General features: G+C 41.9%; 13 protein-coding genes. 8 read left to right on the forward strand and 5 right to left on the reverse strand.

Features of this window, described 5'->3' with window-relative positions:
• The 8 genes from Q0895_RS09435 to Q0895_RS09470 form a co-directional block, all read left to right on the forward strand.
• A partial coding sequence (locus Q0895_RS09435) for a hypothetical protein (RefSeq protein ID WP_299188161.1) occupies positions 1 to 241 on the forward strand: 241 nt, incomplete at its 5' end.
• A gap of 311 nt (positions 242 to 552) precedes the next feature.
• A complete protein-coding gene (locus tag Q0895_RS09440) occupies positions 553 to 738 on the forward strand; it encodes a hypothetical protein (RefSeq protein ID WP_299188164.1) in 186 nt (61 codons plus the stop codon).
• A 342-nt stretch (positions 739 to 1,080) separates the two neighbouring features.
• Positions 1,081 to 2,466 carry a hypothetical protein gene (locus Q0895_RS09445; RefSeq protein ID WP_299188166.1) on the forward strand — a complete coding sequence of 462 codons (1,386 nt, stop codon included), beginning with the start codon at positions 1,081 to 1,083 and terminating at the stop codon, positions 2,464 to 2,466.
• A gap of 117 nt (positions 2,467 to 2,583) precedes the next feature.
• Positions 2,584 to 4,365, forward strand: a complete 1,782-nt coding sequence (locus tag Q0895_RS09450; protein ID WP_058367775.1) for a hydantoinase B/oxoprolinase family protein — start codon at positions 2,584 to 2,586, stop codon at positions 4,363 to 4,365.
• Positions 4,366 to 4,421: 56 nt separating this feature from the next.
• On the forward strand, positions 4,422 to 6,503 hold the full coding sequence (locus Q0895_RS09455; protein ID WP_058367774.1) for a hydantoinase/oxoprolinase family protein: 2,082 nt from the start codon (positions 4,422 to 4,424) through the stop codon (positions 6,501 to 6,503).
• Positions 6,504 to 6,649: 146 nt separating this feature from the next.
• Positions 6,650 to 7,654, forward strand: coding sequence for a helix-turn-helix domain-containing protein (locus Q0895_RS09460; RefSeq protein ID WP_299188171.1), 1,005 nt, complete (start codon positions 6,650 to 6,652; stop codon positions 7,652 to 7,654).
• A 352-nt stretch (positions 7,655 to 8,006) separates the two neighbouring features.
• Positions 8,007 to 9,377 (forward strand): cation:dicarboxylase symporter family transporter, encoded by a 1,371-nt coding sequence (locus Q0895_RS09465; protein ID WP_299188173.1) that lies wholly within the window; start codon positions 8,007 to 8,009, stop codon positions 9,375 to 9,377.
• Positions 9,378 to 9,815: 438 nt separating this feature from the next.
• The gene (locus tag Q0895_RS09470; RefSeq protein WP_299188175.1) at positions 9,816 to 10,796 is read left to right on the forward strand and encodes a glutathione S-transferase family protein; all 981 of its coding nucleotides are present in this window, start codon (positions 9,816 to 9,818) and stop codon (positions 10,794 to 10,796) included.
• Between the two features lie 235 nt (positions 10,797 to 11,031).
• On the opposite strand, the gene Q0895_RS09475 is transcribed toward Q0895_RS09470, so the two are convergent.
• The 5 genes from Q0895_RS09475 to phbB form a co-directional block, all read right to left on the reverse strand.
• Positions 11,032 to 12,033, reverse strand: coding sequence for a D-cysteine desulfhydrase family protein (locus Q0895_RS09475; protein WP_299188177.1), 1,002 nt, complete (start codon positions 12,031 to 12,033; stop codon positions 11,032 to 11,034).
• 181 nt (positions 12,034 to 12,214) lie between these two features.
• On the reverse strand, positions 12,215 to 14,740 hold the full coding sequence (locus Q0895_RS09480) for a DUF3141 domain-containing protein (protein ID WP_299188179.1): 2,526 nt from the start codon (positions 14,738 to 14,740) through the stop codon (positions 12,215 to 12,217).
• A gap of 84 nt (positions 14,741 to 14,824) precedes the next feature.
• The gene (phaC, locus tag Q0895_RS09485; RefSeq protein ID WP_299188182.1) at positions 14,825 to 16,975 is read right to left on the reverse strand and encodes a class I poly(R)-hydroxyalkanoic acid synthase; all 2,151 of its coding nucleotides are present in this window, start codon (positions 16,973 to 16,975) and stop codon (positions 14,825 to 14,827) included.
• A 250-nt stretch (positions 16,976 to 17,225) separates the two neighbouring features.
• Complete coding sequence (locus Q0895_RS09490; protein WP_299188185.1) at positions 17,226 to 17,942, reverse strand: phasin family protein; 717 nt, start codon at positions 17,940 to 17,942, stop codon at positions 17,226 to 17,228.
• A gap of 128 nt (positions 17,943 to 18,070) precedes the next feature.
• Positions 18,071 to 18,832, reverse strand: a complete 762-nt coding sequence (gene phbB / locus Q0895_RS09495) for an acetoacetyl-CoA reductase (protein WP_299188187.1) — start codon at positions 18,830 to 18,832, stop codon at positions 18,071 to 18,073.
• Between the last annotated feature and the right edge of the window lie 209 nt (positions 18,833 to 19,041).

Consider the following 19,041-nt stretch of genomic DNA (forward strand, 5'->3'; position numbering starts at 1 on the left):
ATTGAATAAGTCATCGTTTATTTCATTAAATGCAATTGTTAATAGGATTGTATCGGTTTTATTTGGATTAGACTATATCTCAATAGTAGATTCAGAAAACAGATCTGCCTACACTATAGAACAAGAAAAAGTTTTCAAAATTTGGGAAAAAGAGAAGATTGTTAATATTTGGTTTTTACCTTTTAAAAAAAATGATGAGGAAACTGGTACAACCATAGGTTATACGGTATCTTTAGATTAATTAAATCGTAATTTTTTACATAGTATTTAAGGTTCTTTCATAGTTCGACCATCATAGATGTTTTACATTAGAACAAGAAATAAGCCCCCACCCCCCCCCTCAAACCAAGCCATACACTCTGCTCGGTATTGCGTCGGACAGCAGCTATGTCACTTTTATTCAACGCTATATAAGTTTGCTATTTGATTTAACCACCTCCAGTTGGTTTTTCTGTTCTTAGTAGGATAATAAGTAACTAAAACTTAGAGAGTTGAGCTCAAGGTAAACCTTTAAGCATTGCATAATGTAATAGCCTTAACCACGATAATCGTTTGCAAGCACCTGATGTTACCGCTAGCCCTGAGTGTAGCGGATATCCTTGGCTGATCACAGGATTGCAGGCACTTAGCCTGAGGCGTTATCGCCGAGCAGGAACGGCGCAGGCTTTAGTGCCTGCTCCTGTGGGCAGTCAAGATAGTAGCGAAAAGCAGGAATGGCTACAAAGTATTTTGCTATAAAACGATGATGCCATTTTCTGCAGGCCAGAAAAGCATTGTTAGCCAGTCTCAGAATTAGTAAGTCTCAAAAACCACCAACCGACAAATTCTAATAACCCTGCACCCTCAATCAAAAATACTGCATCTCCAGTCATTTTATTTCTTAAGGTATTGTCTATAGTTAAATGACTATATTTATCTTTTAAATTATATAGATATTGTAGGAATAACATTCTTTTACAGGACGTAAAAGGCATGGTGTGGCTACTGTCAACAAATCAAAAGTCTTTGCCGCTAGTTATGTTTAGCCAATAGACGATGATGACGTTGGTAATACCAATAGACTATCATAAGGAGCGTGACATGGCAGGTGTAATACAACCAAAGAATCAAGGGCAGGATACTTCTGCTCCCCCTTCTGATCCTAACCAAGAGTTGGTATCAAATGCAGACCGAGCCACCAAAGGCTCTTTAACCATGGCATGGTGGGGCGTTTGTAGCGCCATGTTCTATCTGGTCATTGGTATTGCAATGGCAGAGAACTATGGGACTAAGAACGCTATTATCGGCTTATTGATAAGCTGCGTCGCCTACGGCGTCATTAATGGAATTATCACTCGCTATGCCATTCGTACAGGCATGTCAGTGGCTTTGTTTTCTCGAGTACTATTTGGTCATAAAGGTGCAGCCTTAGCGACACTCATATTTTTTGCCACGGCTATGTATTACGCGGTATTTGAAGGCTCTGTCATTGCCGTCACCTTTAGCCAAACTTACCCCTCTGTCCCTTACTGGATCGCCGCTTTAATCGTGGTGGCTTATAGTGTGCCTATGATTATGGGCAGCGTACAAAACTGGCTAGACAAACTAAATGGTGTGCTCTTACCGTTCTACATTATTGGGCTCATTGCAGCAGTCGTCATGGCGACTAATAAGTATGGTTATAGTAGTGCTTGGTTGTCTCTAGAGCCCGAAGAAGCGCTGCCTTTTGGCTGGTGGAACGTTGCCGTATATTACATGGGCATATGGGTCTTGATGATGTATACCTTTGATTATGCGCGTTATGGCAAGCAAGAAGACAGCAAATTCTTATCCTGGTTCAATTTTGGTATCCCCTTTTATCTGGTTGCTTTTTTCTTAAGCGGACTGGCAGGGATTTATTTGGTAAGCACTATTCCACTGGAGGGTGCATTATCTGAAGTCTCCATCACGCTAGGGCTCGTAAAATTGATGGGTGTGTTCGGTCTCATCTTTGTGGTTGTTACTCAAACTCGTATTAATACGGCCAATTACTTATTGGCAACCACCAATCTGCAAGCATTTCTCAAAGATACCCTCAATATTCAGATTCCAAAACTCGTTGGCGCTTTATTAATTGGTACTTTTATCTTTGTCCTTATGCTACTCGATGTATTTGCTTATCTGTTGCAAGCACTGGCCTATCAAGGCGTATTTGTCGTAGCTTGGGTAGCTATCGCCCTAACCCACATACTCTATCCTAAACGAGAAGATATCTTTGGCGCAGTTCCCGTCATTGATCCGCAGCGCTTGCCTGCATTTGATAAGTCAGGATTGGTCGCTTGGATCGCAGCCTCAATCGTCGGAATCGTGCTCATGAATTTAGGTGGTAGCTGGGTCAATTGGTATGCAACCTTAACCTTTATTACAGCGACTGTTCTGTACGCGATATTGATGCCCAAAAACCAACAACACGTTTTACAACTCACACCAAAACCAACAGTTAGTTAACCATATAAGATAAAAGGTGCGCTGACAGTCAAATACTGTACCTGCTCAATCCATTTATTTGTGGTTAGCATTGTTATAGTAAAGCCAGTGCGATAATAAGATTACAAGGAGTGAATCATGAATCAAGCTAAAAACACCTCGACCCAAGCTTCAACCACCCTCGATCCTATCACTTTATCCGTTGTCCGCGGCGCGTTAGAAACCGCGCAGCGCGAGATGACACTTACTTTAGAAAAAACAGCGCGCTCTAGTGTATTTAATCTAGCGCATGATTATAGTAATGCGCTGTTTGATCATTTGCCTGAGATGATTTTGCAAGGACAAGACATTCCTATTCATCTAGGCTCATTGATGCCAGCCATGAAAGCGGTGGCAGAATTTTATGGCGACGATGTTCATGAAGGCGACATTATTTATCATAATGACCCTGTCGTTATGGGCAGTCATATTTTAGATTGCTGTATGTATAAGCCTGTGTTTTATGAAGGTGAGCTGGTATTTTGGACGGTATGTAAAGGTCATGTCACCGATATCGGCGGCCCTGTACCTGCTGGTTATAATCCAGATGCCAAAGAGATCTACGCCGAAGGATTACGCATTCCACCGATTAAAATATGGGAAAAAGGCGTTAGACGTGATGATGTTATCAATCTGATCCATAGCAATATGCGCTCACGCCGCAATCAAGAAGGTGATTTGAATGCGCAATATGGTGCTTGCGCGGTCGGTGAACGTAATATGATTGCGCTGCTAGACAAATATGGTGTAGAGACAGTTCGTGCTGCCATCGAAGAGCTAAAAAGCATGGCTGACAAACACATGCGCTCGCTCATCGAATCCCTTAATGATGGTGAATATCATGGCGAGGCCGTTCTGGAAGATTCAGGGCATGGCCTTGGCGATTTGACTATCAGTGCAGACATCACTATCAAAGGTAGCGATGTACATATTCAGATAGATAGCCCGCCACAAGTTCCTTATTTTATTAACTCTTATGCTGGTAACTCAATGTCAGGCGTCTTGCTTGGACTTATGATGTTCGCCCAAGTAGATCCTCCTTACAATGAAGGTTTGTATCGCTGCGTTACCGTAGATTTAGGTGAGCATGGCACGCTATGTAATGCCAAAGAGCCTGCGCCTCATGTGAACTGTACCACTACACCAATGGAGACATTGACAGATGCGGTGCGTAAAGCGCTTGAAAATGCTGCACCTGAGCGCGTAACGGCATCGTGGGGACACTCATCAGGGGTCAACATCGCTGGTATTGATCCAAAAACGGGCGAGCAATATGTCACCATGGTATTGGCCTCTATTATCTCAGGCGCAGGCGCCACTCAGCAAATGGATGGTTGGCATGCTTGCGGACCTTTGTGCTGCTTTGGTGCGTTAAGCTCAGGTGATATCGAGTTATTAGAATATCAATATCCCATCGTCGTCCATAAGTATGGACTGGCAGAAGATAGTGGCGGCGCAGGACGCTTGCGCGGCGGCTGCGGTACAGTTTGGGAGGTAGAGCCCCTCGATCATACCATGACCGTCGTTGCTTTTGGTGAAGGACGTCATATTCCAACGATGGGTGCAGGCGGAGCTGAGCAAATCTCACCAGAGCTCAAACTGGGTAAATTAGAAGTGTTCCGTGAAGGCGGCGAGACTGATGTGCATCTTCACAATACAGTAATTGAGATCAAGTCAGGAGAACGCGCGCGAAATACCAATCCTGGTGGCGGCGGCTTTGGTCGCTCTTTTGAGCGTGAACCAGAAGCTGTATTACGTGATGTCATCGAAGGGATTGTCTCTGTAGCTGCTGCTGCAAAAGAATACGGTGTCGTCATTGATAGCAAAACCATGCAACTAGATGAAAAAGCGACTCAAGCATTACGGGCAGAGGCGGCATAGTTGGCACAGGGATGTGCTGACTCTACATATAAAATAGAAAAGTTTAAGGATGAATTATGAGTTATGAATTTCGTTTAGGCGTAGATGCTGGTGGTACTTTTACAGATTTTGTGTTGGCTGAAAACGGGGGCGATATACATCTATTTAAAGCCCCTTCTACCCCAGAGGACGGTACTAAAGCGATTGCAAACGGGCTGCAACAGATTTCCGAAAAATTTGATCGCCCAATTACTGAGATTATCCAAGCCTGCGACTTGTGTATTAATGGTACCACCGTTGCCCTAAACGCTCTGATTCAAATGAAAGGGGTAAAAGTAGGACTACTCTGTACGGAAGGTCATGAAGACAGTATTGAGATTCGTCTGGGTCATAAAGAAGAAGGTCACCGCTACGATGCAAGCTACCCGCCAGCGCCGCAGATAGCTCCGCGGGATTTGCGCTTCCCTATTCGTGGTCGAATACTTGCCGATGGGACAGAGCGTGAAGAGCTCAATGAAGACGATATTTTACAAGCCATAGAAGAACTAAAACGTCAAAACGTCAAAAGCGTGGCCATCTCTTTTGTATGGTCAATTCGCGATACCAAACACGAGCAGCGTGCAAAAGAGCTGATACAGCAGCATATGCCAGACGTATTTGTCTGCTGCGGCAGTGAGGTCTATCCCCAAATTAAAGAGTATACGCGCACCTCAACAACCCTAGTTAACGCCTATCTAAGTCCGATTATGTCATCTTATGTCTATAAGATAGATGATTACTTTAAACAACTGGGCGCTGATCAACCAGTACGTTACTTCCAATCTAATGGCGGGCTTGCATTGGGTGAAGTCATGAAAGAGCGTGCGGTTAATGCGATCAACTCAGGGCCTGCCTCTGCACCGCAAGCGGGATTATATATCGCTGAACCTTTCGGTATTAATAACGTGATTACAGTCGATATGGGTGGTACCTCGTTCGATATTACACTAGCAAAAGATGGCAAAACCAGTCTAAATCGCGATATTGACTTTTTGCGCAATCGCATTGGTGTACCTATGATTCATGTCGAAACCCTAGGTGCTGGTGGTGGCTCTATTGGTCATATCAATAACTTTGGCATGCTAGAGGTCGGTCCACAAAGTGCAGGCGCGACCCCAGGACCTGCGTGTTATGGTAAAGGTGGCACACTACCGACGGTTACTGATGCAAACTTAGTATTGGGATATTTGCAGTCTGGTGCAGTACTAGGCGGGATTGTCACTTTAGATGAAGATAAAGCAAAGGCTGCTATCAATGAGCATATTGCCAAGCCACTAGATATCGACTTACCTCATGCAGCTTATGGTATTAGTACGATTGTTAATCAAAACATGGCCAATGGTATTCGCCGTATCACTATCGAAAAAGGCTATGACCCTCGCGACTTTGCTTTGGTTTGTGCAGGCGGTGCTGCTGGTATGCACATAATCTCACTAGCAGAGGAGATGGGTATCAATACGATACTTGTGCCTAAGATAGCGTCATGCTTGTGTGCTTTTGGACAGATTATCTCTGATGTCAAATACTCGTATCTAGCCACTCAAATTATGATTATGTCTGCAGATGCTGAGCTAGAAGCATTAAACGATACCCTTACAAGGCTTGAGCAAGATGGTATTGCAAAGCTTAAAGAAGATGGGTTTAGTGACGAAGATATAGAAATCGAACGAGCTATGGAGATGCGCTATGTTGGGCAGGTTCATGAATGTAATGTCATCGTACCTAATGGAAAGATAGATAGTAGTGCTGCTACAGACATCTTGCAAGCCTTTCACAAGCGTCATAAAGAGCTATACACTTATGATGAACAAGACAGCGCTGTAGAGCTTGTCAATGTAGAGGTTTCAATCATTGGTAAAGTAAAAAAACCTGAGCTCCCTACGCTAGATGCTCAAAATGGATCGGTGGAGAGCGCTAAAATTGATGAGCGCCAAATGATACACGACCATACTTATCAGTGGATGCAAACCCCTATTTATGATGGCAATAAATTGGGTGCAGGAGCAGTCGTGACCGGTCCAGCTTTGATTGAAGAACCAACCACAACTATCGTTATCAAACCCAACTGGCAAGCTGATCTACATCAATCAGGCACATACAAGTTGAGCAAAATTCAATAATGTGGATATAATAGTCGTAATTATTCCAGCCTTTCTCTCTTTATGGGAGAAGGGTATTTATCGTTTCTATTAAGATAAATTTGAAAACCAAGTGGAGATAAAAAAGAGCTGTAAACTTATTACCTAGCATTTAAGGATGAATGCAAATGGAACATAGTCAAGGCGTAAGCAAAAAACACTATGAGCATGTAGATAACACGAGTAGCTCTCAAAGAGCACTCGAGCCTTTACTGAGTGCTGATGGCTGGCAAAACGCAATTAGTGATACCTATTTTGACTTAAAAGTACAGGTTAAAAACCCCAACCAGTTCACAGGTCAACTTCAACAAGCTACTCTAGCTCAAATGGGTATTTCAAGCTATATCGCTGATTCCGTCCATTATCAGCGCAGTGGACAGGATTTATCCAAGGCTTGCGATAGTATTCTACTCACCTTTCCATTGAATGGCTCAGTGTGCTTTCAACAGCAAAAACGGCAATTAACTTGCTACCCTGGTCAGTTCTTTATTGAGCTATCTCATCAGCCTTATCAGTTTTATCATGCCGAAACGGTAAAGCTGCAAGTCTTAAAAGTGCCGATAGCCAGAATAGAAAACCATCAGCGTTTAATAGAGCAGTATTTTGCTCAAGCCATTACTACTGAACAAGGCTCAGGGCGACTGCTTAATCATCAAATCAACCATGCTCTGCACCTTGCTACTAACTTTAAATTATCCTGTGTAGAGTCTCAGTTTCTTGAGCAACAACTTTTAGACCTAATCATACATACTCTACATCGACCCACCCTATCTCTAGCAGACAATCAAAACTCAACAATAAAAGCCGCACATCTGCAACGGATCGAAGACTTTATACATTTTAACTTAGCCAATCCTCAGATTTCTCCTAAGCTGGTCTCACAATCCTGTCATATCTCTGAGCGTTATATTCATCTGTTGTTTCAAGACTTACCTTACTCGTTTTCAGAGTGGGTCAAACTGACCAGACTGCTGGCTGCGAACAAATTATTATCCAAAGCCAATTATAGCTCTGTTGCTGAGGTTGCTTATCAAGTTGGTTTTACCGATCAAAGTTACTTCTCGCGTATTTATAAACAACACTTTGGCTTCTCGCCCAAAGATACGCCTGCTAATGACGCCAAGTCCTATTAACACAGAGTGAACACTAAAAGTCCTACTAGCGTACTCCCGTTAATACCACCTGCAAGCTCAGGCTCTTAATTAGCGCTATATTGCCAAAACAGCATGGACAAAACGGCTTTGGCCAAAAGGTACATTGAGTCTTAATTGGTTACTCTGCCGACTATCGGGCTGATTACCCAGCTATCGGCAGTTTTACCTGTCAGTATATACTACTAACAAGTAAGTCTTTTAAGAATCCAACTAGACTTACTCTTTATTCCTAAAAGGAATAACATCATAATAACTTGATGTTAGACCTTATGCCCAAAATCAGGATAATCACTCCTTTGTTATTCATTTTTTGACTTTTTAGGAGTTTGTAATGCAGTTGTTGTTACTAGTGGCTGTCTTTATAGCATTACTATACGGCTTGTGGCGTTATCACCGCCAGAGTGATTCGTTAAGTCGTAGTGTTTTCCTAGGTTTGTTTGTCGGCGTTGGTTATGGGCTAGTACTTTCAACGCTTAATATCGATACTACCGATTTTCTACCTTGGGTAAGCATTGTTGGAAATGGCTATGTCAATTTGCTTAAGATGATTGCGATGCCCTTGGTATTTATTTCAATCTTGGCAGCGATCGCTCGTTTAGAAAAAGCGTCCATGATTGGCTCTATGAGCTTTTGGATTATCGGCACTTTATTAATCACGACAGGGCTTGCCGCCTTAGACGGTGCGATTGTTGCCAATTTATTCAATCTTGATGCCAGCTCTATTGTTGCCGGTCAGGCAGAAATTGAGCGTGGACAAAACATGATTGAGAAAAGCACTGAAGTTTCTGATCTGACCATACCAGGATTAATTCTAAGCTTTATTCCCACTAGTATTGGTGCGACGTTTGCAGGTTTAGAAAGCACTTCGATGATATCTGCTGTAGTTATTGCAAGTTTATTAGGGATAGCTGCCTTAACGGTTAACGCAAAAGAGCCTGAAAAAGGGGCCGTGATAATTCGTGGTATCGACATCCTGCAAAGTTGGGTAATGGCATTGGTACGTTTTATTATCCGCCTAACCCCTTACGGTGTCTTTGCTTTAATGATTAAAGTCATTGTCACTACCGATGCCAGTGCGGTTTGGCAATTGGCAAAATTCCTACTTGCCTCCTACGTTGCCCTATTCATTGTGTTGATTATGCACGCACTTATTATTTTATTAGCAGGGCGCTCACCCATCAAACACTTTAAAAAAATCGCGCCTGTACTCACGTTTGCCTTTACATCACGCAGCTCAGCAGCCACTATTCCTTTAAATATTGATGTACAAATTAATAAGCTTGGTATTGCTAAGCCCATTGCGAATTTTTCAGCATCGTTTGGTGCAACCATCGGTCAAAACGGTTGTGCCGGGGTGTATCCTGCCATGTTGGCTATTATGATTGCTCCTACTATGGGGCTTAATCCTTGGTCAATAGGGTTTATAGCCTCCGTCATTGGCATATCTATGATTGCCTCATTTGGGGTCGCGGGAGTTGGTGGCGGAGCGACATTTGCAGCCATCATTGTACTATCAACCTTAGGAATGCCGTTAGAGCTTGCTGGTTTGTTGATATCAATTGAACCGTTAATCGATATGATGCGTACTTTAGTCAATGTTAGTGGCTCAATTACCTCTGGTGTCGTGGGCAATCGTATTCTTAGTGAGACCTCTGAACCAGAACAGCTCGTTGATTATGATACTCAAGTAAGTCACAGCTAAATAGCAACATTGACTGGATTTTGGTACTGCCCAAGTTTCAACAATAAGCATTGTACAAGACATAGCGAAGGGTAACTTTTGGGATGAAAACTAAAAGCTTACTGCTTCGCTATTTTTTACGGCTGGTTTGTCGTTAATGCCCAATACATCCTAATCTGGTTTATCATTGTTCTTTAAATAAGAACTTTCATTTGTGATTATTGCTGTTTATCTGTCTATAGCCCATAAACTATAATGACTATATAACGGTAGGATTGATTACGAACGAGATAAATGCTTGGTGATAACTACAAAATTATAAGAAGATAGCGCCTCTTTGCGCTAGTTTTTCAATAAATATTAAAACCAATCTATCTTTATCAATCCTATTTATAGTCGTTTTTTATTCAAATTTACATAGACAATCAATACCAAAATCAGCATAAACAGGAGATCGGTATGGGCTTATTAGTCGATGGCAAATGGCAGGACAAATGGTACGATACCGACGCTAGTGGCGGCCATTTTAAACGCGAAGAGTCAGGCTTTAGAAACTGGATTACCAAAGACGGTAGCGCAGGACCAACAGGTGCAGGCGGCTTTAAGGCTGAGCCCAATCGCTATCATCTGTATGTGTCTCTAGCATGCCCTTGGGCGCATCGTACGACTATTTATCGTAAGCTCAAAGGTTTGGAAGATATGATTTCGCTATCGGTCGTTCATCCTTATATGGGTGATCACGGCTGGACATTTGCAGATGGCGCGGGTGTCATTGCCGACCCTATCTCACATGCTAACTACGCTTATGAGATATACACTAAAGCAAAATCAGACTATACAGGGCGCGTCACTGTCCCTATTTTATGGGACAAAAAAACCAACACTATCGTCAGTAATGAGTCATCTGAAATCATTCGTATGTTCAATTCAGCCTTTGATGAGGTTGGTGCGCTACCAGGTAATTTTATACCGTCAGAGCTATTAGCAGAGATTGATGAGATTAATGCATTTGTATATTCTGCTGTCAATAATGGGGTTTACAAATCCGGCTTTGCAACCACGCAAGCAGCTTACGAAGAAGCCGTGAATGCGCTATTTGATGCGTTAGATGTACTGGAAAAGCGCTTAGAGAATCAGCGTTATTTGGTTGGTAATACTATTACCGAAGCCGATTGGCGTTTGTTTACCACGCTTGTGCGTTACGATGCCGTGTACGTCGGTCATTTTAAATGTAATCTGCGCCGTATCGTCGACTACCCTAACCTTTGGGGCTATCTGCGGGACTTGTACCAAGTGCCGGGTATAGCAGAGACCGTCAATATGGAACATATCAAGGTCCATTATTACACCAGTCATGCCAACATCAACCCAACTGGTATCGTACCTATCGGTCCTTATCTTGACTTTAATACGCCGCATAACCGCGAGCAATTATCGTAAATAGTCAAACGATGATAACAAGATACAGGGCTACTGGTATGAATTTTTCGCAGCATCTGTCTACTAGCTACAGCAAGTAAGTAAAACTAATACCAGTAGCCATTATGAATGATTCCGCTTTATTACATATTGAATATAGTAAATAAAAAAGTGTTTGCATAAGAAATAAGCTATCCAAGATTATAAGCACAATCTTGGGTAGCTCTTTTTTTGGATGTTTTAAACGACACTCATGTTAGCTTTTTTGAGTGACATCCAAATCGCTTGAATAGGCAAATAAAGCAGGCGCACCGCCCGTATGCCAAAACAAAACACGATCGGTTTTTTTAATCTGGCCTGTACGAATCATATCGATAAGTCCGCCCATTGCGCGACCCGTATAAACTGGATCTAACAATATTCCCTCTGTTTGCGCAGTCATCTCAATAGCTTCATTTTCGAGTTTGCCAACCACACCATAACCCTCGCCAACATAATCAGAATTAAGAATCAAATCGGACTCTGAAAACTTATAATTTGCATTGATTAGCGTTGCTGTACTGTTAGCAAGTGCGACAGTATATTGATCAAAAGGCACTTTATCCGTTTCGCCCTTATCAATGTTGATGCCCACTATCTGATAAGGCGAGTTGAACATTTTGTTTCCAAGCATCAGACCTGCTTGTGTGCCACCAGAGCTGGAGGCAAAGACGATATGAGTGAATGTCTCGTTTATGCTTTCACGCTGCGACTCTAGCTCTTTAAAGGCTTCTACAAATGCTAGAGCACCTCGCTCGCTTGAACCGCCATAAGGCACCACATAGACATTTTTACCTGCTTTGGTTAGTTGCTCAACGATTTGAGGAATATCCTCACCTTTGCGGTTGGTTCCTGCCCAGTGAATATGACAACCGAATATTTTATCCAATAATAGATTGCCACTTACTTGCTCAGGCTCCTCTCCGCCTAATACTAAGTGACATTCAAGACCCAAGCTTGCAGCAGCGGCGGCTGTCTGGCGACAATGGTTTGATTGGGCTGCACCTGCAGTAATGATCGTATCAGCACCTTTGGCCAGCGCATCACCGATGATAAACTCAAGCTTACGGGTCTTGTTACCACCCAACGCCAGCCCTGTATTATCATCTCTTTTCATAAAAATCTTAGGGCCATCAAGCGCTTTACTTAATCTTTTGAGCTCAATTAATGGTGTCGGGAAAAAGCCTAATGACTCTCTCGCTATGTGGGTATATTCCATATTGTTATATTCCGTGTTTTGTCCATTTTTTAATAAGAAAGTTATAAATAATGCTCAGACTTACCTATTGATAATAACTATTATTCCAAGCTGTTATTTAGCTGTTATTAATAGCATAGTTTTAAAACGTAAAAAACCCCAAGTAAATGAATACTTGAGGTTTTCACTTTTATAGAAACGCCTACTTAATATCGGCGTCCGTCAGATTTAGTACCGCTTTAATATCTCTCATCATTGTTACCGTTTCAAAGTTCTTGTCCTCTAACTTATTACCAACCACATAGCAAACCAACTTAAAGGCCTCAATGCGTTTTGACTTGGCTTTTATTAGGGTGCTTAATGACTTGATAGAAGCGTCTTCAGCAAAACGAACGATAAGCGTCTGAGTATGTATCATAGCCGCCAAATCAGCGTGCGATAATTGAGTAAATGGTTTTTGCTCAGTAAGTACTTCGGTCAAACGCATGAGCTGGTCACGGTCTATATTGTTATCAGCGACAATATTGCATAAGATCATCATACGCACAACTGCTTCACTAAAGTCGCCTTCTGCGATTTTGGTCAGCGCTTCCTCTACCTTTGGCAATTCATGCAACTCATCTTTATTTAAAAGACGACGTGAGCCTACAGATTTTCCGTATTCGCGAAACCAAGGCATGGACCAAACTCCAAAAAACACACTCTCTGTGAACCTACCTTGCCAATCTCGCCAAAAGTCTAGCGTCACTCTGACACTATCCATAAACATTTGCTCTACTTGCAAGAAAAGGTTGTCCTGCTGCATAGATTCGATGGCTGGCAGTTTCACTCTGGCATAACTATCAGAAGAATGATGCGTTTTTTTGGCTTTTTTTGCAGGGACGAAGTCTTCGCTCTGCTGATTATCGGTTGTACTAGTCATTGCTTTACTCAAATGACAAGTAGCTACTGCTAGCGGATTTCTACTACTCCATATGCTTCTTTGGAGCCTCATTGGATGCATAGTACGAAGAAACTGAGCAGAAGTCTCATTGCTCATAGCCTTTACTAAGGGACGCATGTTATGCTCGTAAGCTTGAGTTTGAGTCATCGAGTAGCGGTGTACCGCTTTGAATAATTCTTCATCGGTTCGGTCGTCTCCTAGCGCTTGATTTAAATCTTCAAAAGTACGACGTTTTAGATCAACGGTAAACGTTTTTTCTTGCCCCGATCCCTCAATATGATCAATGTGCAACTCATACAATCCTGGTGGTAAAACTTCAATCATATCCATGATTGAGGCTATACCTGTATGCTCATGATTGGCAATTTTGGAGCTGACAAAGATACCTAAATGGCCTACTTGCTCATGAATCATATAGATAATACGTTGACCGCAAACCTCAACATCTCGCTCGTCACTATAAGCATCTAGAATCCATGATAATGCTTGAGGAGGCGGGGTAATATCATCACCATGTGAAGCAAAAGCGATAATAGGTGCCTTGACATTACGCAGGTCAATATTTGTCCCTTTTTCAAGCTGTGCGGTATTGCGAGCCAAGCGATTACCGACAAAGATATTTTCTACAATCCACTGAATCTCTTTGTCATTCATTAAGAAAAAACCACCCCACCAACGCTCAAAGTCAAGAAAGCGCTGACGGTTAGCCTCCGGGTTTTTGTACAGATCGTAGTATTTTCCCACGTAGTTTCGATAAGGGGTCATTTTCTCAAAATTATCGACCAGTGCTGCCCCATCAAACACGCCATTATTCATATCTGCGCTAAGCATGGATAGCCAAGTGCCACCGTTGACGCCTGCTTTGTAACGCATTGGGTTGACCCCAACCTCTCCGCTCCAAGCTGAAATAGGCGCACCGTTTAAGACGATAGGACCTTTAATATCTGGATTGGTCGCGGCCAAGATAAGCGCTGCCCATCCACCCTGACAGTTACCAATGATTACTGGTGATTCTGCATTTGGGTGTCTTTTTTCTACTTCACGGACAAACTTTCCTTCGGCGTAAGTAATATCGGCAATGGTTTGTGTTGGCTCTGGAAGACGTTTAAACGCCACAAAATACACAGGATGGCCTTGATTGAGCGCAACACCAACTTGGCTTTCATGTTTAAAACCGCCAATACCTGCGCCATGCCCAGCTCTAGGATCAATGACGATATAAGGGCGCTCATCAGCATTGGTGACAAACCCTTTAGGGGGTTCTATTCTTAGCAAGACATAGTTGCACGGGCGTTCAAACTTGCTTGCATCCATGATTACTTGATAATCATAATCTAAGACTGGCGGGCAGCCAGCCAGCTCATGCTCAAGAAAAATGTCACCGCGCTCCTTGAGTACGTCGACTGTTTGTAAAAATCGTTTACTACTATCTGTGCTATAGCTCAACCATTCTTGCCATAGTCTTTTTGGGTTAGACGTCTTTTGCCAGCTTTTTATGATGGCATTTTTGTCTTGATTTAACGTCTGTATGCTTTCTTGGATTTGTTGATGGTTTTGTTGTAGATGCTTACAAGTAATCTCTATTAACAAACCAGCGCTATCTGTCCTATAGTGATTTTGTAGGTTGAGCTCTTCTATAGTACTTTCATTTTTGTAAAATTGATGGTTTACCATCTCCTTAAAGTTCGGTATCAAACCTGTGGCTCTATGATGTGGATTGCTACGACTTAACCATACTTCGGCTTTGTCTGGATTTTCAATATTTTCTTCAATAATGTCTGACATAGGTGCTTCCAATTTTGAGTTAACGTGAATGTTTTTTATATACTGCCACCATTGTTGATTGGATAAGGCTTAAGCATACATTAATTAGGAATTCATAGAGCGTAAAGCCTCATCCGCTCTCACGTGTACATACTCTCCTGGTGCGTCAGATAATAACTGCCATTCTTTACCTGTGTGCTGTACACCTGGCTGTCTGCTGTCTACTTCGCCTGCGCTGTGCTTATCGATCCATTCGCTCCAATGTAGCCACCAGCTCTTGTCGTGCTTTTTAGCTTTGGCATACCATTCATCAGGATCGGCGACATAATCTTCATGGGTATAAAAGCCATACTTACCCGTTGGCGGGTTGATGATACCGGCGATATGCCCTGACTCACCGAGTACAAAGGTAACATCACCGCCCAGCACTTGTGTAGACGCATAGCTTCCTTTCCATTTGGCGATATGATCTTGTAACGTCGCTACAACATAGGTTGGAATAGTCACTTTTGACAAATCAATCTTTACACCGTCGTAGGACAGCTCGCCTTTTTTGATCATCTTATTACCCAAATACAGCTCGCGTAGTACAAAGCTGTGCAATGCGGCAGTCACGTTGGTGGCATCAGAGTTCCAATATAAGAGATCAAAAGGAATTGGTCGCTCCCCTTTTAGGTAGTTTTGTACATAATAATTCCAATAGAGGCTGTTTTCGCGCAATAGACTAAAGGCTGCGCCCATCAGACGTCCGTCAAATACCCCTTTCTGTTCTCCTTCTTGTTCAAGCGCACTCACCGTACGTTCATCAATAAATACGCCTAAGTCTCCAGGATCGCTAAAGTCAAATATGGTGGCCCAAAAAGTCGCACTGGCAATACGATCTGCCTGCTTATTTTCAGTCAACCAAGATAAAGTCAATGCCAGCAACATACCACCGATGCAATAACCAATGACATTGGCTGCCGACTCACCAGTAATCTCTTCAATGACATCTAAAGCAGTCAGCAACCCTTCGTGCATATAGTCTTTCATATCGACGTCTTTATAAGCCTGCGTTGGATTGGCCCACGACATCACAAAGACACTATGACCTTCGTTGAGCGCCCAACGAATGTATGAGTTTTTCTCTTTTAGGTCCATGATATAAAATTTATTAATCCATGGCGGCACAATCAATAAAGGACGTTTTTTCACTTTGGCTGTCGTTGGATTGTATTGTATCAATTCAAACAACCGATTACGGAACACCACTTTGCCTGTCGTCGTAGCGATGTTTTCACCAAGCTTAAACGCATCGTGATCCGTCATGCGAATGCTCAGCATTTTGGAGCTCTTCTCCATGTCTTCTGTTAGCTGCTTGAGTCCTCTTACTAGATTTTGTCCCTTTGACTCCATGGTCAAGCGCAGTATTTCAGGATTACTCCATAAAAAATTACTTGGTGCCATTGCGTTTAGCCATTGACGCGTAAAGAACGATAAACGTTGGCGGGTTTTTTCATCAACCCCTTCAGTATTATCAATGGTATCCATCATGCCATTAGCAGTTAGTAGATAGCTTTGTTTTAGAAAGTCAAAAATAGGATTGTTTGTCCATTCTTCATCTGTAAAGCGTTTATCGCCTTTTTCTGGGGTGACAAGAGGTTGTGTTTGGTCTTCAGAGCCCTTCATCAGGGTATTTTGATACAGCTGGAACTGTTGTTTCCACAGATTCATCTGTTGTTCGATTAATGCAGTGGGGCTTTTGTCTGCTACGCCTGTGCTGAACTTTTGCCATCCATCTATCATATTGAGCATCAGAGATTGGCTTATATTGTCATCTTGGCCGACTCGTTTTAACGTCTCACTAAAAAACTTTTGGGACAACTCGTTAAGATCTCCCATATCGTTATCAGCGCTTTGTTGGTCCTTATTTTTATCATCTTGCCGTGAGTCGGACTTGTGCGAATCAGCATTTCCAGTGACATTTGGCATCATGAAGTTGCCAAAATTATTGATTGAGTTTTGCCACAGCTTCATATTGGCTTCAAATGGGTTTGAAGCTTGATTAGACTGATCAAATAAAGATTGATTGAACTGATTCACTTGGTTCAACTGATCTAAATATTGTTGACCAAAGCTACTAAAGTTAAAGGCCTCACTAGTGCTATCTTGGCTATTTTGATTATTCTGACTGTCTTGTGTATTTGACTCGTGCGATGACTTACTTACTTTATCATCGAACTGTTGATTATTTTTATCGGACTTATGATTATCCATATCTGCACCTATTTTCCTATCCATAAACGATACTGGCTTTAAGCCATATGAAACTTTAAACAATATATAGTTAGTATAGTTATAAAATACATCTTGTTTGTACGAAAGCACAAGTACACTGACTCAACACAGCTAATACAATAAAAAAAAGATGGGATAGAGTTCTCTAACCCACCTTTTAAGTCTAATAATTACATGATATCTTATCAATAACAACCAATAAGATGTTTAAATTTATCAGTAATTACAATTACTTATTTGTTGTTTTGCCCGTACTGCTGGTACTACTGCTTCCAGTCTTCGTACTCGTCTTGGTATTTGAGCTTGTGTTCGTTTTCGCATCTGCTTTTGTATCTGACTTAGTATTTGCACCCGTAGCAGTTTTTGCAGCTTTTGTGGCTTGCTCAGTAAACTGCTCAGCCATCTTATTCATGTTTGCTGCATACTCTTGACCTGTCTTTGTAGCCTGGCTAGCAGTTTTTTGCATATTTTCTTGCATCTGCTCACTGGTTTTACCTTGAACCTCACTTAAGACTTTCATAACATCATCATGCATATTGCTACCAAGCTCTGTCATGCGCTGAGCATCTGACAGCATCTTTTGACTGATGGTATTAAGCATCTCTGCTTGCTTACTGCTAAAGTCTTTGGCAGATTCTGGAGAATCTATTTCAGAAACTTGACGCATATTCTCTAGACCCATTTCTGCGTAGGTCTTAATAGTGATAAGTGAAAACTCGGTCATCATTTCAGCGTTTTTTAAAAAAGCTTGATTCAGCTTGGTCCAAGGCTCAAACATTTTCTGTGCACTTTCATTGAACTGATTGACATAATCTTGCGGGGTCTGCTGTGACATATCATTACTCCTTGTATCGAATGATTGATTTAGCTTTGTCCAAGGCTCGAACATTTTCTTTGCGTTTTCATTGAACTGGTTCATATAATCTTGCGGGGTCTGTTGTGACATGTTGTTGCTCCGTATATTGACGGTTGAGAGTAAGTCATAAGTGTTAAATGTTAAGAAAACATTATAATGTTATTAAGTTTGCCGCTTTATTGAGTAATGTAACAAACACGGCTTATTTAACAGTAGAACTAGGACATATATTGACCACCATTTACTGATATGGTTTCACCTGTGACAAATATGGCATCATCACTGATAAGATACATACAAGCAGCTGCAATTTCTTTTGCACTAGCCAAACGACTCATAGGAATGGTTTCTTTAATTTTATCCATAATATGTTCAGGTACGCTCTCTACCATAGGCGTATATGTATAACCAGGAGCGACAACGTTGGCGGTAACTGATGAAGAAGCCCCTTCATACGCTAGCGCCTTAGTAAATCCAATAATGCCTGCTTTGGCGGCTGAATAGTTCGTTTGACCATACTGACCACGTAAGCCGTTTATCGAACTGATATTGACGATGCGGCCAGTTTTTTGTTCTAGCATTTTGACGAAAACTGGATGTACGATAGTATAAAGAGACGTCAAGTTAGTCTCTATTACCTGCTGCCACTGCGCAAAGCTCATTTTTTTGAAGCTGCTATCACGAGTGATACCCGCTCCATTTATCAAAGCATAAATACTGTCGTACTTATCGATTGTCTGCTTGATCGCTGCCATCGCAGTTTCGTGATTACTCAAATCAACAGCAAGAAACTCAAAGTTATCCGAATCAAATCCATTATCTTCGCACCACTTTTTTGTACGCTCAGGATCTTCTTGACTCAAGGTCGCGATAATGTGGTAGCCATTAGTCACTAACTTCTCACAAATAGCTGTACCGATTCCACCAAGCGCACCTGTTACTAAAGCAACTTTTTTACCTGAAACATCTGACTTTGACATAAAAAACTTCCTTATATGAGTGAGGAGCAATTATTAATGACCAATGAGTGCACAGTCGTATTCTTTCATTAGAATATAACATAGTTATTTCATAGTAGTTATTCCATGTTGGTAATAAACCATTGTTATTTGTAGGGATTTGTTATTAAAAAAGGTCTGAACGTCTTAAATACAAGAAAAAGGCTAAGGTAATTGAATATTTATTAAAG

Source organism: uncultured Psychrobacter sp. (genome assembly GCF_947495825.1).
GTDB lineage: Bacteria > Pseudomonadota > Gammaproteobacteria > Pseudomonadales > Moraxellaceae > Psychrobacter.

Coding starts and splice junctions, on each gene's coding strand:
- Q0895_RS09445 (WP_299188166.1), top strand. CDS start 1,081: ATGGCAGGTGTAATACAACCAAAGAATCAAGGGCAGGATACTTCTGCT.
- Q0895_RS09450 (WP_058367775.1), top strand. CDS start 2,584: ATGAATCAAGCTAAAAACACCTCGACCCAAGCTTCAACCACCCTCGAT.
- Q0895_RS09455 (WP_058367774.1), top strand. CDS start 4,422: ATGAGTTATGAATTTCGTTTAGGCGTAGATGCTGGTGGTACTTTTACA.
- Q0895_RS09460 (WP_299188171.1), top strand. CDS start 6,650: ATGGAACATAGTCAAGGCGTAAGCAAAAAACACTATGAGCATGTAGAT.
- Q0895_RS09465 (WP_299188173.1), top strand. CDS start 8,007: ATGCAGTTGTTGTTACTAGTGGCTGTCTTTATAGCATTACTATACGGC.
- Q0895_RS09470 (WP_299188175.1), top strand. CDS start 9,816: ATGGGCTTATTAGTCGATGGCAAATGGCAGGACAAATGGTACGATACC.
- Q0895_RS09475 (WP_299188177.1), bottom strand. CDS start 12,033: ATGGAATATACCCACATAGCGAGAGAGTCATTAGGCTTTTTCCCGACA.
- Q0895_RS09480 (WP_299188179.1), bottom strand. CDS start 14,740: ATGTCAGACATTATTGAAGAAAATATTGAAAATCCAGACAAAGCCGAA.
- phaC (WP_299188182.1), bottom strand. CDS start 16,975: ATGGATAATCATAAGTCCGATAAAAATAATCAACAGTTCGATGATAAA.
- Q0895_RS09490 (WP_299188185.1), bottom strand. CDS start 17,942: ATGTCACAACAGACCCCGCAAGATTATATGAACCAGTTCAATGAAAAC.
- phbB (WP_299188187.1), bottom strand. CDS start 18,832: ATGTCAAAGTCAGATGTTTCAGGTAAAAAAGTTGCTTTAGTAACAGGT.